The following is a 17,642-nucleotide window of genomic DNA, read 5'->3' as shown; positions in this document are numbered from 1 at the left end:
AATAGCTTCTAAAATCTACACATATATTTTTGTTTTGAGCAAATAATATAATGTAAACTTTTTTAGGAGGTGTGTATCATGGATAATAAAATTAGATTATCAAATGGACATAATAACAGTATAGGTTGTATTGTAAATGAATGTAAATTCCATTCAAGAGATAATTACTGTGAACTTGAAAGAATTAATGTTGTTAAACACGAGGCTACAGCAAATACAGTAGAATGTACTGATTGTGGAAGCTTTGAAAAAATGTAATGGGTGATAGCTAAATATAAAATGAATGACTTTTTATATTTATTCTTAGCAACGACATTTAATAAATTGCTAAAATTGAGTGTTTTTAACTTGCGATATGAATAATAATAAAATGCATTGTATATATATACAATGCATTTTTTATATGCTACAATATAAATACAGGATAATTTAACAATTAACGCATTGAATAATTTCTTTGCTCAAATAGATTCAATATATATTTGAATTGGATATAACCTATTATCAAAAGTATATTGATAATAGGTTTTTACTATGAAGGAGGCAAAATAAAATGAAGACAACTGCAGATAAAGCATATACCTTGATAGAAGCACTTCCGTATATAAAAGATTACTATGGGAAAACTGTAGTTATTAAATATGGTGGCAATGCTATGAAAAGCGAAATGCTTAAAGATGCTGTAATCAATGATTTAATACTAATGAGTTGTGTTGGTATCAACGTAGTACTTGTTCACGGTGGTGGTCCAGAAATAAATCATATGCTAAATAAAGTTGGTAAGGAACCTAAATTTATTAACGGCTTGAGATATACTGATGAAGAAACAATTGATATAGTACAAATGGTTTTAGCTGGAAAGGTAAATAAAGATTTAGTCTTCCGTATAAATTCTAACGGTGGGAAAGCTATTGGACTATGCGGAATAGATGGAAACATGATAATAACTGAAAAAGTTAAAAGTGAAGAAGATTTAGGCTATGTAGGAGAAGTTAAACAAATAAATACAGAAATCATAGATAACTCTTTAAAAAATGGATATATGGCTGTTATAGCAACAGTTGGTGTTGGTGAAGATGGTAAAACTTATAATATCAATGGTGATGTTGCAGCAGCAAAAATAGCCTCAGCACTTAAAGCTGAAAAGTTAATACTTTTAACTGATGTTCCTGGACTAATGATGGATCCTAAAGATGAAAATACATTGATTTCTAAGTTAAAAGTTGGTGAAGTTCCACTTCTTATGGAGGACAAAATAATAAGTGGGGGCATGATTCCTAAAATAGAAAGTTGTGTTGAAAGCGTTAGAAATGGTGTTCGTAGAGTTCATATATTGGATGGAAGAACTCCTCATTCTATATTAATAGAATTATTTTCTGATGAAGGCATAGGTACAATGATATACTAATGGCGAAGGGGAGGCTAAAAAATGAAGGCAAAGGATTTATTGACATTAAAGGATCTTTCAAAAGAAGAAATCCTTGAAATTATAGATTTAAGTGAACAATTAAAATATGAAACAAAACATGGAATAGAACATCACTATTTAAAAGGTAAAACATTAGGAATGATTTTTAGGAAACATTCTACAAGAACAAGAGTTTCCTTTGAAGTAGGTATGTATCAATTAGGTGGATTTGCTTTATTTTTAAACTCTAGTGATATTCAAATGAGCAGGGGAGAAGCTATTGAAGATACAGGTAGGGTACTTGCTCGTTATTTAGATGGAATCATGATAAGAACCTTTGACCAAAGAGAAGTTGAGGAACTAGCTGCTGCTTCGAGAATTCCTATAATAAATGGGCTTACTGATGAAGAGCATCCATGTCAAGTTCTTGCGGATTTATTGACAATAAAAGAAAATAAGAGAAAATTTAAAGGCCTAAAAGTTGCTTTTGTTGGTGATGGACACAATATGGCGAACACCTTAATGATTGGTTGTCTTAAAGTCGATATGGATTTCAGCATTGCAACACCAAAAGGATATGAAACTAAAGAAAAAATCATAGAAGCTGCTAGGCTTGTTGAAAAGGACTCCTTAGGTACTCTTACTATTACAAATTCTCCGGAAGAGGCTGTTAAAGATGCTGATGTGGTTATAACAGATGTTTGGACTAGCATGGGACAAGAAACAGAGAAGAATCTTCGAAAGGAAATTTTCAAAAGCTATCAAGTTAATAAACAACTTATGAGCTTTGCAAAAATTGATGCTATGGTGTTACATTGCCTTCCAGCTCATAAGGATGAAGAGATTACTACTGAAATTTTTGAAGAACATCAAGAAGAGATTTTCGAAGAATCAGAGAATAGATTGCATGTTCAAAAGGCTGTATTAGTAAAATTAATGGGAAAAAATAACTAGTATTTTAATCTCAAAGCTTTAGAGTTATAAAGCTTTGAGATTATTTTTTGTATATTTGAATAAAAGCTTGAACTTATTTTTTATCATTAAATTGCTCAATATTAGTTTATTTTTTTTCTTTCCTTTTAGCTTTTTTAGTCACTGAAAATCCAAAACTACCTATAGCTTTGCTATTCAAACCATAATATTCACCATGAGAATATGAAATTAAGTTAGCCTTCTCAAAATGTATTTTACCATTATCGTCTATTAAATCTTCTTCAACTTTGGCAGTTTTAATTTCTGCAAGAAAAAGATCATGACTACCAAGAGGAATAATATTCTTAACTTCACATTCTAAGGCTACAGGAGCCTTTTTTAATGATGGTACAGCAATGCTTATTCCTTCTTCTAATTCTAAATTGAAATGCTTAATTTTATCAATTTTTCTACCACTTCTCACTCCACAGTAATCCACAATTTTAACCATATCCTTTGTAGGAAGATTCACTACAAATTGCTTAGTATCTTTTATATTTTCATAAGATAACCTTTCAGGTCTTATTGCTACAGAAATCATAGGTGGATGAGTGCACGCAATTCCAATCCATCCAACAGTAAATACATTTACTTTATCATCAGCATCTTTTGATGTAATCAATACTGATGGAACTGGATTTAGCATAGCACTACCTTTAAATACCTTTTTAGCCATTATTAAACTCCTTTAAATGTCAATTAATTTATACACCCTAGCTATAGATTCTACCACATATGCACTGATTTTGGGACTATTTTCATCTTCAATTTCAATAATTTTATGATCAAAATTTATAAAATAATCTTTTTTTAAGTATTCCTTACTAATTAAGTTTTTCATAAGTTTTAAATGTCCCTCATTAATAGCTTCATTTTTCATATCTATTTTCTCAACTGTAATAGTAACTGTAAGTGTATCTATGTCGATCATATCAAATTCATTTTTTAATTCCAGTAATTTCAATTAAATCACCATTCCTTTCACTGATTATATTGCATCATTTTCTTTATTGAATACGATATCATTGAAGAATGTAAAATAAAATATTGTAAAATTCTAAGGATATGTTTACAATATTAATAGTTCTAATTTATTATAAAGGTGATGTTTAATGGAACGACTACAAAAATATATGGCTAAATGTGGAGTTGCTTCACGTAGAAAATGTGAAGAATTAATTTTACAAGGTAAAGTCTCTGTCAACAATACTATTATAACAGAATTAGGTTATAAAGTAGAAGAAGAAAATGATATAATTAAAGTAAATAATGTAATAATTTACCCAGAAGCGCAAAAAGTATACATAGCCCTAAATAAACCAGTAAAATATATATCATCTGTAAAAGATGAAAAAGGTAGAAAAAATGTAATAGACCTTATAGACGTTAAAGAGAGGATTTATCCAATTGGTAGACTAGATTATGATAGTTCTGGGTTGTTACTTCTTACAAACGATGGTGACATATATAATAATTTAATGCATCCAAGTAAAGAAGTTTATAAAACTTACTTAGTAACGGTAAATGGTATACCAACAATAGAAGAAATTAAAAAACTCGAAACTGGTATAGACATAGGTGGATATATAACTGCACCAGCAAAGGTTAAAATTGAAAAACTTGATTATAATAAAGCTTCTTTAAAAATTCAAATCTATGAAGGTAAAAATAGGCAAATAAGAAAGATGTGTGATTCTATTGGTCACTCAGTTATAGCTTTAAAAAGAATAGCCATAGGTGATATTAAGTTAAAAGATATACCTCAAGGAAAATATAGATTTTTGACAAAAGAAGAAATTGACTATCTACAAAATTTATAGAATTTATTTTATAATTTATTACTTTTGCAATTAGAATATTATAATTACTAAATCTAGTGCAAATAAACTAGATGAATTCATTAAAAGTACTAGGAGGCTTAATCATGGACGATAAATTAACCTTAATATCAAGTAAAGAATTTGAAACATATGACGATATGTATAAGGTTATTGATTTTCTGAATAAAAATTTAAAGGATTTGAATGTTGTTTTTGGGTTATCACTTAATAACGATAAGCAAGTCATAACTCTCTATAAGGAAAAATAAAAATCAAATTTATGAGGTCGATTCAATGATAGATACAGACAAACAGGATTTAATGAAGAATATTCAATTAAGATATCCAAGGCTCAGTAAAGGTCAAAAGCTAATAGCAGAATATATATTGAAACATTATGATAAAGCTGCCTTTATGACAGCATCAAAGCTCGGACTCAGCGTTGGAGTTAGTGAATCAACAGTTGTTAGATTTGCAATTGAACTTGGATATACTGGTTATCCAAAGCTTCAAAAATCTTTACAAGAATTAATAAAAAATAAACTAACTACTGTTCAAAGGATTGAACTTACAAATCATTATCCTTCCTCTGAAAGTGCTCTTAGAGGGGTTCTTAAGGCTGATATGGAGAACATCAGGGTTACTCTTGAGAAGATCGATATAAAGACTTTTGATGATGTTGTAAATATGATTTTTCAAGCAAAAAAAATATATATTGTAGGATTGCGAAGTTCTACAGCAGTTGCAGAATTCCTTGGGTTTTATCTAAACCTTTTACTGGACAACGTTCATGTAGTTACCTATGGTATTTCTGATCTATTTGAACAGATGATAGATATTAACGAAGATGATTTATTATTGGGTATAGGCTTTCCACGATACGCTGCGAGAACTATAGATGCTTTGAACTTTGCAAGATCTAGGGGTACGAAAGTTGTAGCTATAACTGATAGTTTATTGTCACCACTAGCAGCAAGTGCTGATTATGCCCTTATTGCTCAAAGTAATATGGCTTCATTTGTTGATTCACTTGTGGCACCACTCAGTGTTATAAATGCGCTTATAATTGCAGTTGGTCTTAGAGAAAAAGAAAAAATTTCAAAAGTTTTTACTAATCTAGAAGAAATATGGGCAGAATTTAATGTATATTCTCATAAAGATAGCATCTAGAAATGTCATGGCTTGACATTTCTTTTTAATGTCGTAAAGGTTCATAAACGCTAAGATACATAGTTAATCTAATTACCTTTTAAATTTTACACAAAAGATAAGTTTATATATAAGAACTAGTTAACTTAAGGAAGGTGAGAAATTGGCAAACGTAATTGTAATCGGTGGAGGACCATCAGGAATGATGGCAGCAATTGAAGCTGCAAAACAACATAAGGTTACACTAATAGAGAAAAATGAAAAGCTTGGGAAAAAATTATTTATTACTGGAAAAGGTAGATGTAATATAACTAATGCTAAAGATATAGAAGACTTTTTTCCTAATATACCTGGTAATCCATATTTTTTATATTCAGCACTTTATAGTCTGTCCAATAAAGATGTTATGGATTACTTTGAAAATAAAGGAGTACCATTGAAAATAGAAAGAGGGGAGAGGGTTTTTCCCGTATCAGATAAATCTTCTGATATTATAGCAGTCTTAGAAAAAAATCTAAATGACTCTGGTGTATTAGTTATGTTAAATAGAAAAGTTAAAGACATAGGAATAGCTAAAGGTACAATAGACAATGTCATTTTAGAAGATAATTCTAAGCTAAAAGCTGATTATTATATTTTCGCTACAGGTGGAATGTCATATCCTCAAACAGGGTCAAATGGTGAAGGACATATTTTTTCCCAAAAGTTAGGCCATTCTATAACAGAAATATTTCCTGCATTAGTACCAATAACTACAAAGGAAGATATTGTCCGTGAATTACAAGGTTTATCTCTCAAGAATGTAGAACTTAAAATATTAGATGGGAAAAAAGCAATTTATAAATCCTTTGGAGAAATGTTATTTACTCACTTTGGAATATCTGGTCCTATTGTTTTAACTGCAAGCCGCCTTATACATGGCAGAAAAAATCTAAAAGCAGTTATTAATTTAAAACCAGCACTTTCAAAAGATGAGCTAGATAAAAGGATACAAAAAGATTTTTTGACATACCAAAATAAAGATTTTAAAAACTCTTTAGATGAATTACTGCCTAAAAAACTGATAGATATAATAATTAGACTATGTAATATACCACCAGATAAAAAAGTAAATTCTATTACAAAAGAAGAAAGACTTAATTTAGTACATCTTCTTCAAAATTTCACTTTAGAAATTAGTGGAACAAGACCAATTGCTGAAGCGATAATAACAGCAGGAGGAATAAATACCAAAGATATCGACCCTTCTACTATGAAATCAAAAATCGTTGAAAATTTATACTTTTGCGGTGAAATCATCGATGTTGATGCAAATACAGGAGGATTCAACCTACAAATAGCTTTATCAACAGGCTTTTTAGCTGGTAAAAATATAGGAAAATAAAGGTGATTAAATGATAAATAGAAGTATAGCAATAGATGGTCCAGCAGGATCTGGAAAAAGCACTATAGCAAAGATTATAGCAAAAGAAAATAACTTGATGTATATTAATACTGGCGCTATGTATAGGGCTGTGACATATTATGCTATTAAAGCTGGTATTAGCTATGATGAAGTTTCAAAGTTAATAGATCTTATTGATAATTTAGAAATGCACTTTGAAGGTGATAGACTTATTGTAAATGGAACTGATATTACTGATGAACTTACATACCCTGAAATAAGTAATAACGTTTCAAATTATGCTGCAGTAAAAGAAGTGAGAGAAAAATTAGTTTCTTTTCAACAAAAGATGTCTCAAAAATATGAAGTAATAATGGATGGAAGAGATATAGGAACAGTGGTTCTAAAAGACGCTAAATATAAATTTTTTCTCACAGCTAAAGCCGAAGAAAGAGCTAAAAGGAGATGTAAAGAACTTATTGAAAAAGGCATAGAAGTTGATTTTAATAATATCTTAGAAGAGATAGAAAAAAGAGATTATATTGATACCCACAGAGAGATAAATCCATTGACTAAAGCTGATGATGCTATGGAAATTGATACTTCTTCTATGACGATTGATGAAGTAGTAAAAAAAATCTCCGGGTTACTTAATTAGGTGATTTTATGAAAAGAGAAATTATAATTGCGAAAAATTCTGGCTTTTGTTTTGGTGTTAAAAGAGCAGTTGATACAGCTTCTAACAAAAATATCCAAGAAAAAATGTATACTTTGGGTCCAATAATTCATAATAATGATGTAGTATCTAAATTAGAAGAATCTAATGTTTTTTCTATAGAACTTTCAAAAATAGATTCTTTAAATGAATCAGATACCATTATTATTAGATCACATGGAGTTTCTAAAGCAGTCATGGATTTACTTAATTCAAAAAATCTAAATATAGTTGATGCTACATGTCCATACGTTACTAACATACACAAAAAAGTTCATGATTACCACAATCAAGGATATTCAATCCTAATAGTAGGTGACAAAAATCATCCTGAAGTTGTAGGTATAAATGGTTGGTGTTCAAATGAAGCAATAATTACAAAAGATGGATCAGACTTAGAAACAGCTGAAATCCCAAAGAAACTTTGTGTTGTTTCTCAAACTACTGAAAAACAAGAAAATTGGCAAAAAGTATTAAGCATATTGATAAAAACTTCAAAAGAGTTAGTTGCGTTAAACACTATATGCAGTGCTACAGAAGTTAGACAAAAAAATGCTATGGTCCTCTCAAAGAAAGTAGACTTAATGATAGTTATAGGTGGTAAACATAGTTCAAATACAACAAAATTATTTGAAATATGCAAAGAGAACTGTAACAATACACTTTTAATTGAAAATGAAACCGAACTTTCTATAGATTTTCTTAAGAATACTGATATTAGAATCATAGGAATTACAGCGGGAGCTTCAACTCCAGATTGGATAATAAATCAAGTTGTTGATAAAATCAAATTAGCCGAAAAAGCCGAATAATTTTAAATAAAATTATATTTTTGTGCAGTAAACATTGACTTTTTCCATACATTTGATAAAATTTATATGTTATACAACAGAAGGAGGTTATATTCATGAATACTTTAGGACGTCACATATTAGCAGAAATATATGGATGCGATGAAGATATATTAAATGATAAAAACGCAATTGAAAAAATTATGGTTGATTCAGCTCTTAAATCTGGAGCTGAAGTGAGAGAAGTCGCCTTTCATAAATTTAGCCCTCAAGGAGTAAGTGGAGTAGTTATAATCTCCGAATCCCACTTGACCATACATACCTGGCCTGAGCTTGGTTATGCAGCAGTAGATGTATTTACCTGTGGAGACAGAATCAATCCATGGGATGCTTGTAATTATATGACTGAGTTGTTTAAGGCAAAAAATATGACTGCTACTGAAGTTAAACGTGGAATATTCGAAGAACCAGTTGAAGTAAAAGCAATATAAAAATATTATTCTTTAAAGAATAATATCGATATCTCATGTTTCTTTTATTGAAACAAATATGGATACTTAATAGTATTATAAATATAGAAAAAAGCATTTATCTATAGGTAACTATAAATAAATGCTTTTTTTACTTATCTATCTTTAACCACTAAATTATATATTGCATTCTTATACGTGAAATTATAATACTTTAACAAGTATAGTTATCTATTTTAAGTTAAATACTTCAACTTTTAATTATTAGTTAACATAAATGTGATATGCTTATTAAAATATAAATTAAAGGAGGATTACATATGAAAAAACTTAATAATTTTTTAAACTTACTACTAGTATTCGTTATGTTATTGAGTGTACCACCAGTAACAGCTGCGACAACTAGTTCAGTTAGTGGTATAAAAATTCATTATATCGATGTTGGACAAGGTGATAGTATTTTAATACAAACAGGTAGCAATAATATACTAATCGATGCAGGAGAGAACGATAATAGTACCTATAACTATCTTAAAACCCAAGGAATAACTAAACTTAATTATATAATTGTTACTCACCCACATGCTGATCATATTGGAAATATAGCTAAAATAATTAATAGTTTTTCGGTAGGAACTTTTTATGCACCTAAAATCACTGCCTCTTCAGCTGTTTACACAAATATGGTTACAGCTCTTTCAAATAAAGGGTTAAAGATAACAGTACCATCTGTTGGAAGTAAAATAACTATTGGAAATGCTACTCTACAGTTTTTAGCACCAAATAGTAGTAAATACTCTGATACAAATAATTATTCTATTGTTACAAAGTTAACTTATGGAAATAAGTCTTTTATTTTCATGGGAGACGCTGAAACCTTATCTGAAGGTGAAATACTAGCTAAGCAATTAGATGTAAGTGCTGATGTAATAAAAATTGGACATCATGGTAGTACTAGTTCAACCTCAAAAAGTTTCCTCAAAGCTGTAAATCCTAAATATGCAATAATATCTGTTGGAGAAGGAAATTCATATAATCATCCAGCAGATGAAACACTAGCAAAACTTGAAAATTATGGGATAACTGTATATAGAACTGACCTAAATGGAACTATAATAGCTACATGTGACGGTTTCAATATTAATTTTACTACTCCATATTAATCTAATTATAAATCTAGGGTATTTCTTTAATGTTTATAGAAATATTCTAGATTTTTAACATTAAATCATATAACTCTAAAAATTAAAATTCACTTCATATTTACCATATATTCACTATGTATTTACTATATATTTCAATAAAGGGTCCTCATTGGTTATATTGATTTCTCAATATAGCTACAGAGTTTTTATGAAGTTTCAATAATTTAACTTATATATCACTAAAGAAAATAAAGAGTATTCAGTAATAAGAAATGCTTTAACTTCATAAAGTATTATTAGACATGGTTTATTGGAAAAGGAGCATTTCTATGTTATATTTATATTATGAATATATGAAAATATTGGGGAATGAAAATGTATACTAGTGAATATATATCTAATGAAAATCTACCTTCATTAAGCGAATTAAGTCTAAAAAAGGAAGAATTTAACGAATTAAATAAAGATGTAGTAGAATTTTATAAAGAAAGTAATATTTTTAGAAAAATTTTATTGAAAAGAAAAGTTCACTTATTGAAAAATGAAAAAGAGTACATAGGATTTATCTGGATAACTCAAGATAGTTTTAAAAACATAAAAATCCAGTCAATGTATGTAAAAGAAGAGTATGGATACAAGGGTTATCAAGAACTTTTAAAATGTATTTTAAATAATAATAAAAGTAATATAATTTACGAATGCGTAGAAACTTCATATAACACTAGGATTCTTGATAAATTAAACTTTATAAGGCACGAAGGTATTATAGTTATGGAACTTTCTTTAGAAAATTATGAAGTTTCAAATTTTACATCTGACAAAATAGAATTTAAAACTTTTACAAAATACAAAGACGAAGAAATACGTTGTGGTCTACAAAATGAAATATTCAAGAGTTCTAATAGAATTGCTTTAAAGGTCGAAGATATTATTTTTGATGAGAATCAAGAATATTACTTAAATGAAGGCTCTATTTTCTTATTATATAATGGTCAATATATTGGATATGGTCAAATCATTAAAGAAAGTAATAAATTATCTATTGTAAATTTTGGTTTAGTTGAAAAATACAGAAAACTTGGCTATGGAACAATCCTGCTAAACTATCTAATCAAACTAGCAAAACACTACGGACATCCAAAACTTTATTTAAAGGTTGATTATGAAAACTATGCAGCTCAAAAATTATATTATAGATTGGGCTTTAGAGATATACAAATATATCGAATTTACAGTTATGAAGGATAGCATAGCTATCCTTCTAATTCATTTTTATTTCGTAATTTGCAGAAAATGAAGGTCTATAGGCATTTAAACAACTATCGGATTTTAGACCTTTAAAATAACCTTTTTCAGCTAAACATGAATATTTTAGAGGATCCTTTTCTTTGTTTTCAAATTTTGCATCGTACATATTCACTACCTCCTTTTTTTTATTATTGTCGGAGTAAGTGATTTTTATTTATCAATTATAATATTTTGTTAATAATTTGCTAATTCTTTTTATTCCTTCTTCAATCTTTAGTTCATTCATACTTGAATAATTAAGTCTAAGAAAATTTCTCTTATCTGCATCTACAAAAAACGCTTTACCTGGAACAAATGCCACATTTAGAGTCAAAGCTTTCTTTAATAGTTCTGCTGTATCAATTTCTTGTTTAAGCTCTACCCATATAAAAAGACCACCACTAGGACGAGTTATTCCTACATCTTTGGGAAAGAAACTCTCAATTGCATTAATCATCACATCTCTTCTTTTTAAATACAGAGTATTAATATTTTCAATGTGAGCTTCTATATCATACTTGTTAATATAAAAATAGATAATTCTTTGAGATAAGGTACTACTTTGTAAATCTACAGCTTGTTTCATCTGAGTAAGTTTTTCCAAGATTTCTTTTTTAGCACACATCCAAGCAATCCTATTACCAGGACATAATATTTTTGAAAAAGTACCTATAAATATTACATAACCGTCTCTGTCAAAGCTTTTTATTGATGGAAGAGTTCTTTTATTAAAATTTAATTCTCCATAAGGACTATCTTCAGCCACAATTACCTTATATTTTGTAGCTAATTCTGCTAATCGTTTTCGCCTTTCTAAAGACATTGTAACACCTGTAGGATTCTGAAAATCTGGTATAGTATAGATTAATTTTACTGTTGTATCAGTTGCCAGTACTTTTTCTAGTTCTTCTATTATCATCCCATCCTTGTCCATGGGTATTCCAATCAAATTGGGATTATTAAGTCTAAAAGCATTTAGTGCTCCAAGATAGCTAGGATTCTCGCAAATAACAGTATCATTTTCATCAATTAATAATCTTCCTATCAAATCTAGTCCTTGTTGTGAACCACTAATAATCAATATTTCTTCTGCAGAGGTTTTTACACCTAATTTAGTCATTCTTTCTTTAGCAATAGTTTCTCTAAGAGGCGTATAACCTTCAGTTGCGGTATATTGGAGAGCTATATTACCATCTTCTTCAATGACTTTTTTTGAAATTTTAGCCAATTCCTTTATTGGAAAAGTCTCTGAAGCAGGCATTCCTCCGGCAAAAGATATGATTTGTGGCATTTCTGAAAGTTTGAGAATTTCTCTAATTTCAGAAGCTTTTAGGCTATTAGCAATTTTTGAATATTTTATTTCCATGAAATTCACCTCTTAGTTTATAATATAAAAGCCAACGATAAATGACATATATTGAAAAATATAAAATTTGTTTATATTTTATATATTCTTTAAGCATTGCGAACACATAGGAAACGAAGCCTTTATGCATAATTGATAATGAAACAACCCATTCTTTGAACATTTGTTATGTTTTTCTGTATATTTATTATTTATTTATCAATAATTTATTGAATTTATTAACAATCCCTGTTATACTATAAAAAATATGAATTAATAACATTTCGTTAAAGTCTCTGTAAAATAGCTACAACTATATATCGAGAGGAGAAGAAATAACTATGAAAATCAATCGATTAATTATGTCAGATGTATTAAACATCTGTTCTATGGATAAATCAATATTAGCTGCTGGTTCTGGAGGGTTAAATAATATTGTTTATAATGTAAAAATGGTATCAGATTACAAAACCATTAGTGAAATAACTGAAGGGACTTTCTTACTTATTACTTCTAATACTTTAGCCTTAAGTTCAGCTAAAGAATTTATCACTGCTTGTTCAATGAAAAAGGTTGCAGGTATAGGTATTAAAAAATCCGAATATGATCATATAGCTATTGACGAAATAGTAAATTTGGCAAATGGCTTAAATATTCCACTTATAAATATAGTGCCTACGACATCTTTTTCAAGTATAGTTTCAGAAATATTTAATTTGCAATCTAAACTTACATATAATTTTCAAAAAATATATGATAAACTTATGGACTTAATGTTAAATGGTGCAAATATTGAAAAAATAGTCGATGTGCTAGCACAAATTATCGAGAAACCTATATTAATAAGCCTCGAAATTCCCAAAAGTGAAATTAGTAATTTTCATTTTATTGAGAAGAAATTTGAGGATACTTTATTAAAAAGTGCTAGAACTTATAACTCTACACATATTACCGATAATTCAAACACGTTGTTTCAAAAGAGTGCTGAGTTTATAGATGATGCGTATGTAAACAAATATGTTAAAGCTATTGTAATCAACAATATTTCATATGGCCATTTATTTATATGGAGTTTTGAATCTCCTTTAGACTCCTTGGATTTTTCAATTATCAATAATATTTTAGTTCCTATTCAAAATGAATTGGTAAAAAAAGTTTCTGTTTTAGAAATTGAAAATAGTCATAAAAAAAATTTTTTAGATAATCTTTTATCAAAGGATTTAAAAACAAGAGAAAAAGCTCTAGAAATTACCAATGAATTTCATCTTGATAGAGACAATAGTTTTATTGCATTTTCAATAACTTTAGAAAAAAATCAATCTTTATATAGCACAAAAAAACAACTTATACCTAAGCTTTTTTATTATGTTGAAAACTTAATAAGAAAAAAAGGAATAATCGGACTTGTTGCAAATGACTGTCAAAGTGTGTATTTTATTTTATCCTTTAACCAATCAGAAGATATAAAAAATCAAATTGAGGATTTTTGTAAATCATTAGAAAATACTTTGATAGAAAATTTCCAAACCCTGGATTATAAAATTGGTGTAGGTAGATGTTATGAAGGACTAGAAAATGTACGTTGTAGTTATGAAGAAGCAAAAAATTCAATTGGAATAGGTAACAGACTTAATAAAAAATCAATGATTTTTTATGATAAATTAGGTGTATATACTTTACTTTGTCATGATGGCTTAAATAATGAATTAGAGCTTTTTTATAATAATACAATTAAGAAGCTAGTTGATCATGATAAAAAGAAATCTACAGAGCTAGTTAAAACCCTAGAAGTATATTTCCAATGCAACGGAAACTTAAATAAAATTGCAAAAGTTCTATTTACTCATTATAATACTATTTTGTATAGAATTAATAGAATTAATGAAATCACAGGGATGGATATAAAAAATGAGGAGAACAGATTAAACTTAGAGATTGCTTTAAGAATAATGCATATGTTAAAGGTTCCTTGTTAAAGTTATAAATCTATTTAATTAAATACAAGTTATATAATTTTCATACTTGTAATGAACTTGTTCTTTATATATTCCTATGTTACAATATAATACATTACTTTCTTTAAAATGTTGTAAGTATAGGGAGGTATTATGAAAATTCATCAATCTGGAGAAGATTATCTAGAAACAATATTGATTTTACAAAATAGAAAAGGCTCTGTAAGATCAATTGATATAGCTAATGAACTGGGATATTCAAAACCAAGTATAAGTAGAGCCATGGGAATATTAAGAGAAGAAGAACTGATTGAAATGGGTTCAGACGGTAATATTTTATTTACTGAAAAAGGTAGAAAAAAAGCTTTAGAGGTTTATGAACGTCATAATTATATAACTAAATACTTAATGTTAACACTAAACTTAGAAGAAAAATTAGCTAGTGAAGATGCTTGCCGTATTGAACATATAATCAGTCAAGAAACTTTTGATAAAATTAAAGACTTTGTTGAATTTAATGGTAGTAAATAAAAGCAGATTATTCTGCTTTTATTTATGTTGACAAAAATATGGAGGATATGCTATATTAATCATATAGTTAGCAGTTGCTAACTATATGATTAATATATTATATACCAGTGCTTAAGATAAAAAATTATCAACTATTCTTTAGATAATTTTTTTCAAACTGGGTTAGCAATAGCTAACCTTGGCATTTTATTTTCCGGAGGTAAAAATGTGTATTGTACCAAATTTAGATTCTTTTGATAAGCTACTGGCTTTTTATTGTGCCCCTACATTAGCAGGCATAAAATCTGGAAGCTTACTCATCTGCAATAAAGCATATGCTTCAAATATTGAGAAGACAATTAATAAATATAACCAAATATTGAATGATAAGGGGATTTTTTTTTATATTTTGAATCAATATGATAGCCGAGCATTAATATTAGTATATAATGAACCACTTCTATCTTCAGAATTAAATTCACCAAAACATTTTTCTTTTCTTAAACAGCTTGGATACAACACTGAAAAAACTATAAAAGATACTCTTGATTGTTTAAAGAAAAGAATTGTTAATATGAACTTCCCTCATGAAATAGGTTTATTTTTAGGATATCCCTATGAAGATGTTATTGGGTTTATTGAAAATAAGGGGAAGGGATATAAATATTGTGGTTATTGGAAGGTGTATACTAGCACTTCTAAAGCAAAGGACTTATTTAATCAATATACTTTATGCAGAACTAAATATTATGAAAAAATTTGTAGCGGTACATCAATATTGCAACTAATTAATGTTGCTTAATCATATAGGAGGTATTTTATGAATAAAATTGCAGTAATTTATTGGAGTGGAACAGGTAACACAGAGACAATGGCAAAAAGTATAGCCAAAGGTATAAAGGAAGCAGATTTATTTTACATATCAGATTTTGATAAAGCTCAGATTGATCAATATGATAAAATCGCATTCGGTTGCCCATCTATGGGTGCGGAAGAATTAGAGGAAAGTGAATTTGAACCATTTTTTAAAAGCATTGAAGATAAACTGTCATCAAAAAAAATAGCTCTTTTTGGTTCTTACGGCTGGGGTGATGGTGAATGGATGAGAAATTGGGAAGAACGTGTTACAAATGTAGGTGGAATCTTATTTAATGAGGGTTTAATTATTAATGGAGAACCAGAAGATCTAACTACTTGTGAAGAGTTTGGTAACTTATTTTCAAAAATGTAAATATTAATTCACTTCTTAGCAAATAGCTAAGGAGTGAATTATTCATAATAAAATATGGATGGAGGAGTTTTATGAGCGTTGTTATAATAGGTGGAAATGATAGAATGATTAGTGAATACAAGCAAATATGCAAAGAATATCAATGTAAGGCAAAAGTATTTACACAAATGCCTGGCAATCTTAAAGGACAAATTGGAAATCCTGACTTATTGGTTTTATTCACAAGTACAGTCTCACATAAGATGATTAATAGTGCCCTTAAAGAGGCATCAAAGAAAAATCTCTCCATTGCACGTTGTCATAGTGCAAGTTCAACTGCGTTAAAGAGTATCTTAAGCGATCACTTTATTGTAAGTTAATACTACTTTTTATTAACTTAGTATTTAAATGAAAAGTTTATAAAACACTTACTTGCTTTTTTTAAGGAGAGTGAGTTTCTAGAAAATATAATCTGCATTTTCAATATGCTTGGTTGTTTAACATAATAAATCGTGGTACATATCTTGTAAATAATATCTTCCCATTTTAAGTAATATATAAAATAGGAAGATATTATTTTAAATTACTGAAGAAAATGAACAGTAAATTCATCCTTTGATAATGAAGAAAATACATATCCTTGTGCTTTAAAATACTCAATAATTGTAGGTAATGCATCAGGTGTCGTATTTTTTGCACTAGCATCATGCATAAGAACTATTACCTTATCTTCTCCAATTGCTGTAGTTTCTACCTTTAGGGCTAATTGCTCTTTTGAAACTAACTGTATCGTCTCTGCATCTCCCGACAAAGAATTCCAATCTGTATACTCTATTCCTCTATTCATTACTTCTTTTGATAGTTGTGACATGAAACCTACTCCTCCTATTGAATTATTTGACCCACCTGGAAACCTCATAATGTCTGGAGTAACCCCAATAAGCGAATATAGATATTTATTTAATTTATCATAATCCTCCAAAAAAGCTGTAGGACTTTGATAAATTAAATTATAATCGTGAGAATAAGTATGATTTCCAATAGCATGACCTTCTAAATAAATTCTTTTATATATAGCTTCATAATCTTCTTGATAATTAACAAAAAAAGTAGCTTTTACATCATATTGTTTTAATATGTCCAATACCCTAACAGTATTATTTGAAGGACCATCATCAAAAGTAAGATAAACAACTTTATCAAATAAGGCACTTTTAGGAAGTTTACGTATAAGAATACTACTTCTTTCTGAACGTATATATGTTGGCAATCGATGAGTACTTTGATGTTGTTCTAAAACTCTTAAACTCTCTTCTAGCTTATGAGGAGATACATTATTGGTTATAAACATATAAAATAACATAAAATAAAGAGAAAATATAAATTTGAACACAATGAACCTCTTGTCTATTAATTTAGTAATATATATTTATATAAAATCATTGATAGAACTTATATACTGAGATTCAATGTCTAAACTC

Annotated in this window: 22 protein-coding genes; 17 read left to right on the top strand and 5 right to left on the bottom strand. The window is 28.5% G+C overall.

Annotated elements, in window-relative coordinates; genetic code table 11:
- Positions 1-78: 78 nt before the first annotated feature.
- The 3 genes from CLOCEL_RS10775 to argF all read left to right on the top strand — a co-directional run bounded on the left by CLOCEL_RS10775 (position 79) and on the right by argF (position 2,362).
- Entirely contained in the window at positions 79-258 is a 180-nt protein-coding gene (locus tag CLOCEL_RS10775; protein ID WP_010076889.1) for a DUF1540 domain-containing protein, read from the top strand.
- 295 nt (positions 259-553) lie between these two features.
- Positions 554-1,408, top strand: coding sequence for an acetylglutamate kinase (gene argB, locus CLOCEL_RS10770; RefSeq protein WP_013291725.1), 855 nt, complete (start codon positions 554-556; stop codon positions 1,406-1,408).
- Between the two features lie 21 nt (positions 1,409-1,429).
- Positions 1,430-2,362, top strand: coding sequence for an ornithine carbamoyltransferase (gene argF, locus CLOCEL_RS10765; RefSeq protein WP_010076892.1), 933 nt, complete (start codon positions 1,430-1,432; stop codon positions 2,360-2,362).
- A 106-nt stretch (positions 2,363-2,468) separates the two neighbouring features.
- Here argF and CLOCEL_RS10760 read toward each other — a convergent pair whose 3' ends face one another.
- Both CLOCEL_RS10760 and CLOCEL_RS10755 read right to left on the bottom strand, forming a co-directional pair.
- On the bottom strand, positions 2,469-3,056 hold the full coding sequence (locus CLOCEL_RS10760) for a flavin reductase family protein (protein WP_010076893.1): 588 nt from the start codon (positions 3,054-3,056) through the stop codon (positions 2,469-2,471).
- A gap of 12 nt (positions 3,057-3,068) precedes the next feature.
- Complete coding sequence (locus CLOCEL_RS10755; RefSeq protein WP_010076894.1) at positions 3,069-3,344, bottom strand: hypothetical protein; 276 nt, start codon at positions 3,342-3,344, stop codon at positions 3,069-3,071.
- Between the two features lie 148 nt (positions 3,345-3,492).
- Between CLOCEL_RS10755 and CLOCEL_RS10750 the strand changes: the two genes are divergently transcribed.
- From CLOCEL_RS10750 to CLOCEL_RS10715, 9 genes are all read left to right on the top strand, one after another.
- Positions 3,493-4,200, top strand: coding sequence for a pseudouridine synthase (locus CLOCEL_RS10750; RefSeq protein ID WP_010076895.1), 708 nt, complete (start codon positions 3,493-3,495; stop codon positions 4,198-4,200).
- A 104-nt stretch (positions 4,201-4,304) separates the two neighbouring features.
- On the top strand, positions 4,305-4,469 hold the full coding sequence (locus CLOCEL_RS22280) for a YpmA family protein (RefSeq protein WP_010076896.1): 165 nt from the start codon (positions 4,305-4,307) through the stop codon (positions 4,467-4,469).
- A gap of 25 nt (positions 4,470-4,494) precedes the next feature.
- Positions 4,495-5,370, top strand: a complete 876-nt coding sequence (locus tag CLOCEL_RS10745; RefSeq protein ID WP_010076897.1) for a MurR/RpiR family transcriptional regulator — start codon at positions 4,495-4,497, stop codon at positions 5,368-5,370.
- A gap of 142 nt (positions 5,371-5,512) precedes the next feature.
- The gene (locus tag CLOCEL_RS10740) at positions 5,513-6,733 is read left to right on the top strand and encodes a BaiN/RdsA family NAD(P)/FAD-dependent oxidoreductase (protein ID WP_010076898.1); all 1,221 of its coding nucleotides are present in this window, start codon (positions 5,513-5,515) and stop codon (positions 6,731-6,733) included.
- A 10-nt stretch (positions 6,734-6,743) separates the two neighbouring features.
- On the top strand, positions 6,744-7,391 hold the full coding sequence (gene cmk, locus CLOCEL_RS10735; protein ID WP_010076899.1) for a (d)CMP kinase: 648 nt from the start codon (positions 6,744-6,746) through the stop codon (positions 7,389-7,391).
- 8 nt (positions 7,392-7,399) lie between these two features.
- Positions 7,400-8,260: a 4-hydroxy-3-methylbut-2-enyl diphosphate reductase gene (locus tag CLOCEL_RS10730; protein WP_010076900.1), complete on the top strand. Its 861-nt coding sequence runs from the start codon at positions 7,400-7,402 to the stop codon at positions 8,258-8,260.
- A 95-nt stretch (positions 8,261-8,355) separates the two neighbouring features.
- Complete coding sequence (speD, locus tag CLOCEL_RS10725; RefSeq protein WP_010076901.1) at positions 8,356-8,730, top strand: adenosylmethionine decarboxylase; 375 nt, start codon at positions 8,356-8,358, stop codon at positions 8,728-8,730.
- A gap of 299 nt (positions 8,731-9,029) precedes the next feature.
- Positions 9,030-9,872, top strand: coding sequence for a ComEC/Rec2 family competence protein (locus tag CLOCEL_RS10720; protein ID WP_010076902.1), 843 nt, complete (start codon positions 9,030-9,032; stop codon positions 9,870-9,872).
- A gap of 357 nt (positions 9,873-10,229) precedes the next feature.
- Positions 10,230-11,102 (top strand): GNAT family N-acetyltransferase, encoded by an 873-nt coding sequence (locus tag CLOCEL_RS10715; protein ID WP_010076903.1) that lies wholly within the window; start codon positions 10,230-10,232, stop codon positions 11,100-11,102.
- Positions 11,103-11,115: 13 nt separating this feature from the next.
- Here CLOCEL_RS10715 and CLOCEL_RS23100 read toward each other — a convergent pair whose 3' ends face one another.
- Positions 11,116-11,268: a hypothetical protein gene (locus CLOCEL_RS23100; RefSeq protein ID WP_010076904.1), complete on the bottom strand. Its 153-nt coding sequence runs from the start codon at positions 11,266-11,268 to the stop codon at positions 11,116-11,118.
- A gap of 51 nt (positions 11,269-11,319) precedes the next feature.
- The gene (locus CLOCEL_RS10710) at positions 11,320-12,507 is read right to left on the bottom strand and encodes an aminotransferase-like domain-containing protein (protein WP_010076905.1); all 1,188 of its coding nucleotides are present in this window, start codon (positions 12,505-12,507) and stop codon (positions 11,320-11,322) included.
- Positions 12,508-12,848: 341 nt separating this feature from the next.
- Here CLOCEL_RS10710 and CLOCEL_RS10705 point away from each other — a divergent pair, with 341 nt between their 5' ends.
- From CLOCEL_RS10705 to CLOCEL_RS10685, 5 genes are all read left to right on the top strand, one after another.
- Positions 12,849-14,462, top strand: coding sequence for a helix-turn-helix domain-containing protein (locus CLOCEL_RS10705; protein ID WP_198283752.1), 1,614 nt, complete (start codon positions 12,849-12,851; stop codon positions 14,460-14,462).
- 132 nt (positions 14,463-14,594) lie between these two features.
- Entirely contained in the window at positions 14,595-14,972 is a 378-nt protein-coding gene (locus tag CLOCEL_RS10700; protein WP_013291723.1) for a metal-dependent transcriptional regulator, read from the top strand.
- Positions 14,973-15,177: 205 nt separating this feature from the next.
- On the top strand, positions 15,178-15,753 hold the full coding sequence (locus tag CLOCEL_RS10695) for a DUF3793 family protein (RefSeq protein WP_010076908.1): 576 nt from the start codon (positions 15,178-15,180) through the stop codon (positions 15,751-15,753).
- Positions 15,754-15,771: 18 nt separating this feature from the next.
- Positions 15,772-16,182, top strand: a complete 411-nt coding sequence (locus tag CLOCEL_RS10690) for a flavodoxin (protein WP_010076909.1) — start codon at positions 15,772-15,774, stop codon at positions 16,180-16,182.
- 71 nt (positions 16,183-16,253) lie between these two features.
- Complete coding sequence (locus CLOCEL_RS10685; RefSeq protein WP_010076910.1) at positions 16,254-16,541, top strand: DUF2325 domain-containing protein; 288 nt, start codon at positions 16,254-16,256, stop codon at positions 16,539-16,541.
- A gap of 203 nt (positions 16,542-16,744) precedes the next feature.
- On the opposite strand, the gene CLOCEL_RS10680 is transcribed toward CLOCEL_RS10685, so the two are convergent.
- The gene (locus CLOCEL_RS10680; protein WP_242655246.1) at positions 16,745-17,524 is read right to left on the bottom strand and encodes a polysaccharide deacetylase family protein; all 780 of its coding nucleotides are present in this window, start codon (positions 17,522-17,524) and stop codon (positions 16,745-16,747) included.
- Positions 17,525-17,642 lie beyond the last annotated feature (118 nt).

This window comes from Clostridium cellulovorans 743B, assembly GCF_000145275.1.
Taxonomy (GTDB): Bacteria; Bacillota; Clostridia; order Clostridiales; family Clostridiaceae; genus Clostridium_K; species Clostridium_K cellulovorans.
Note: the sequence above shows the minus strand (reverse complement) of the source record. Positions and strands in the feature narration are given on the sequence as shown.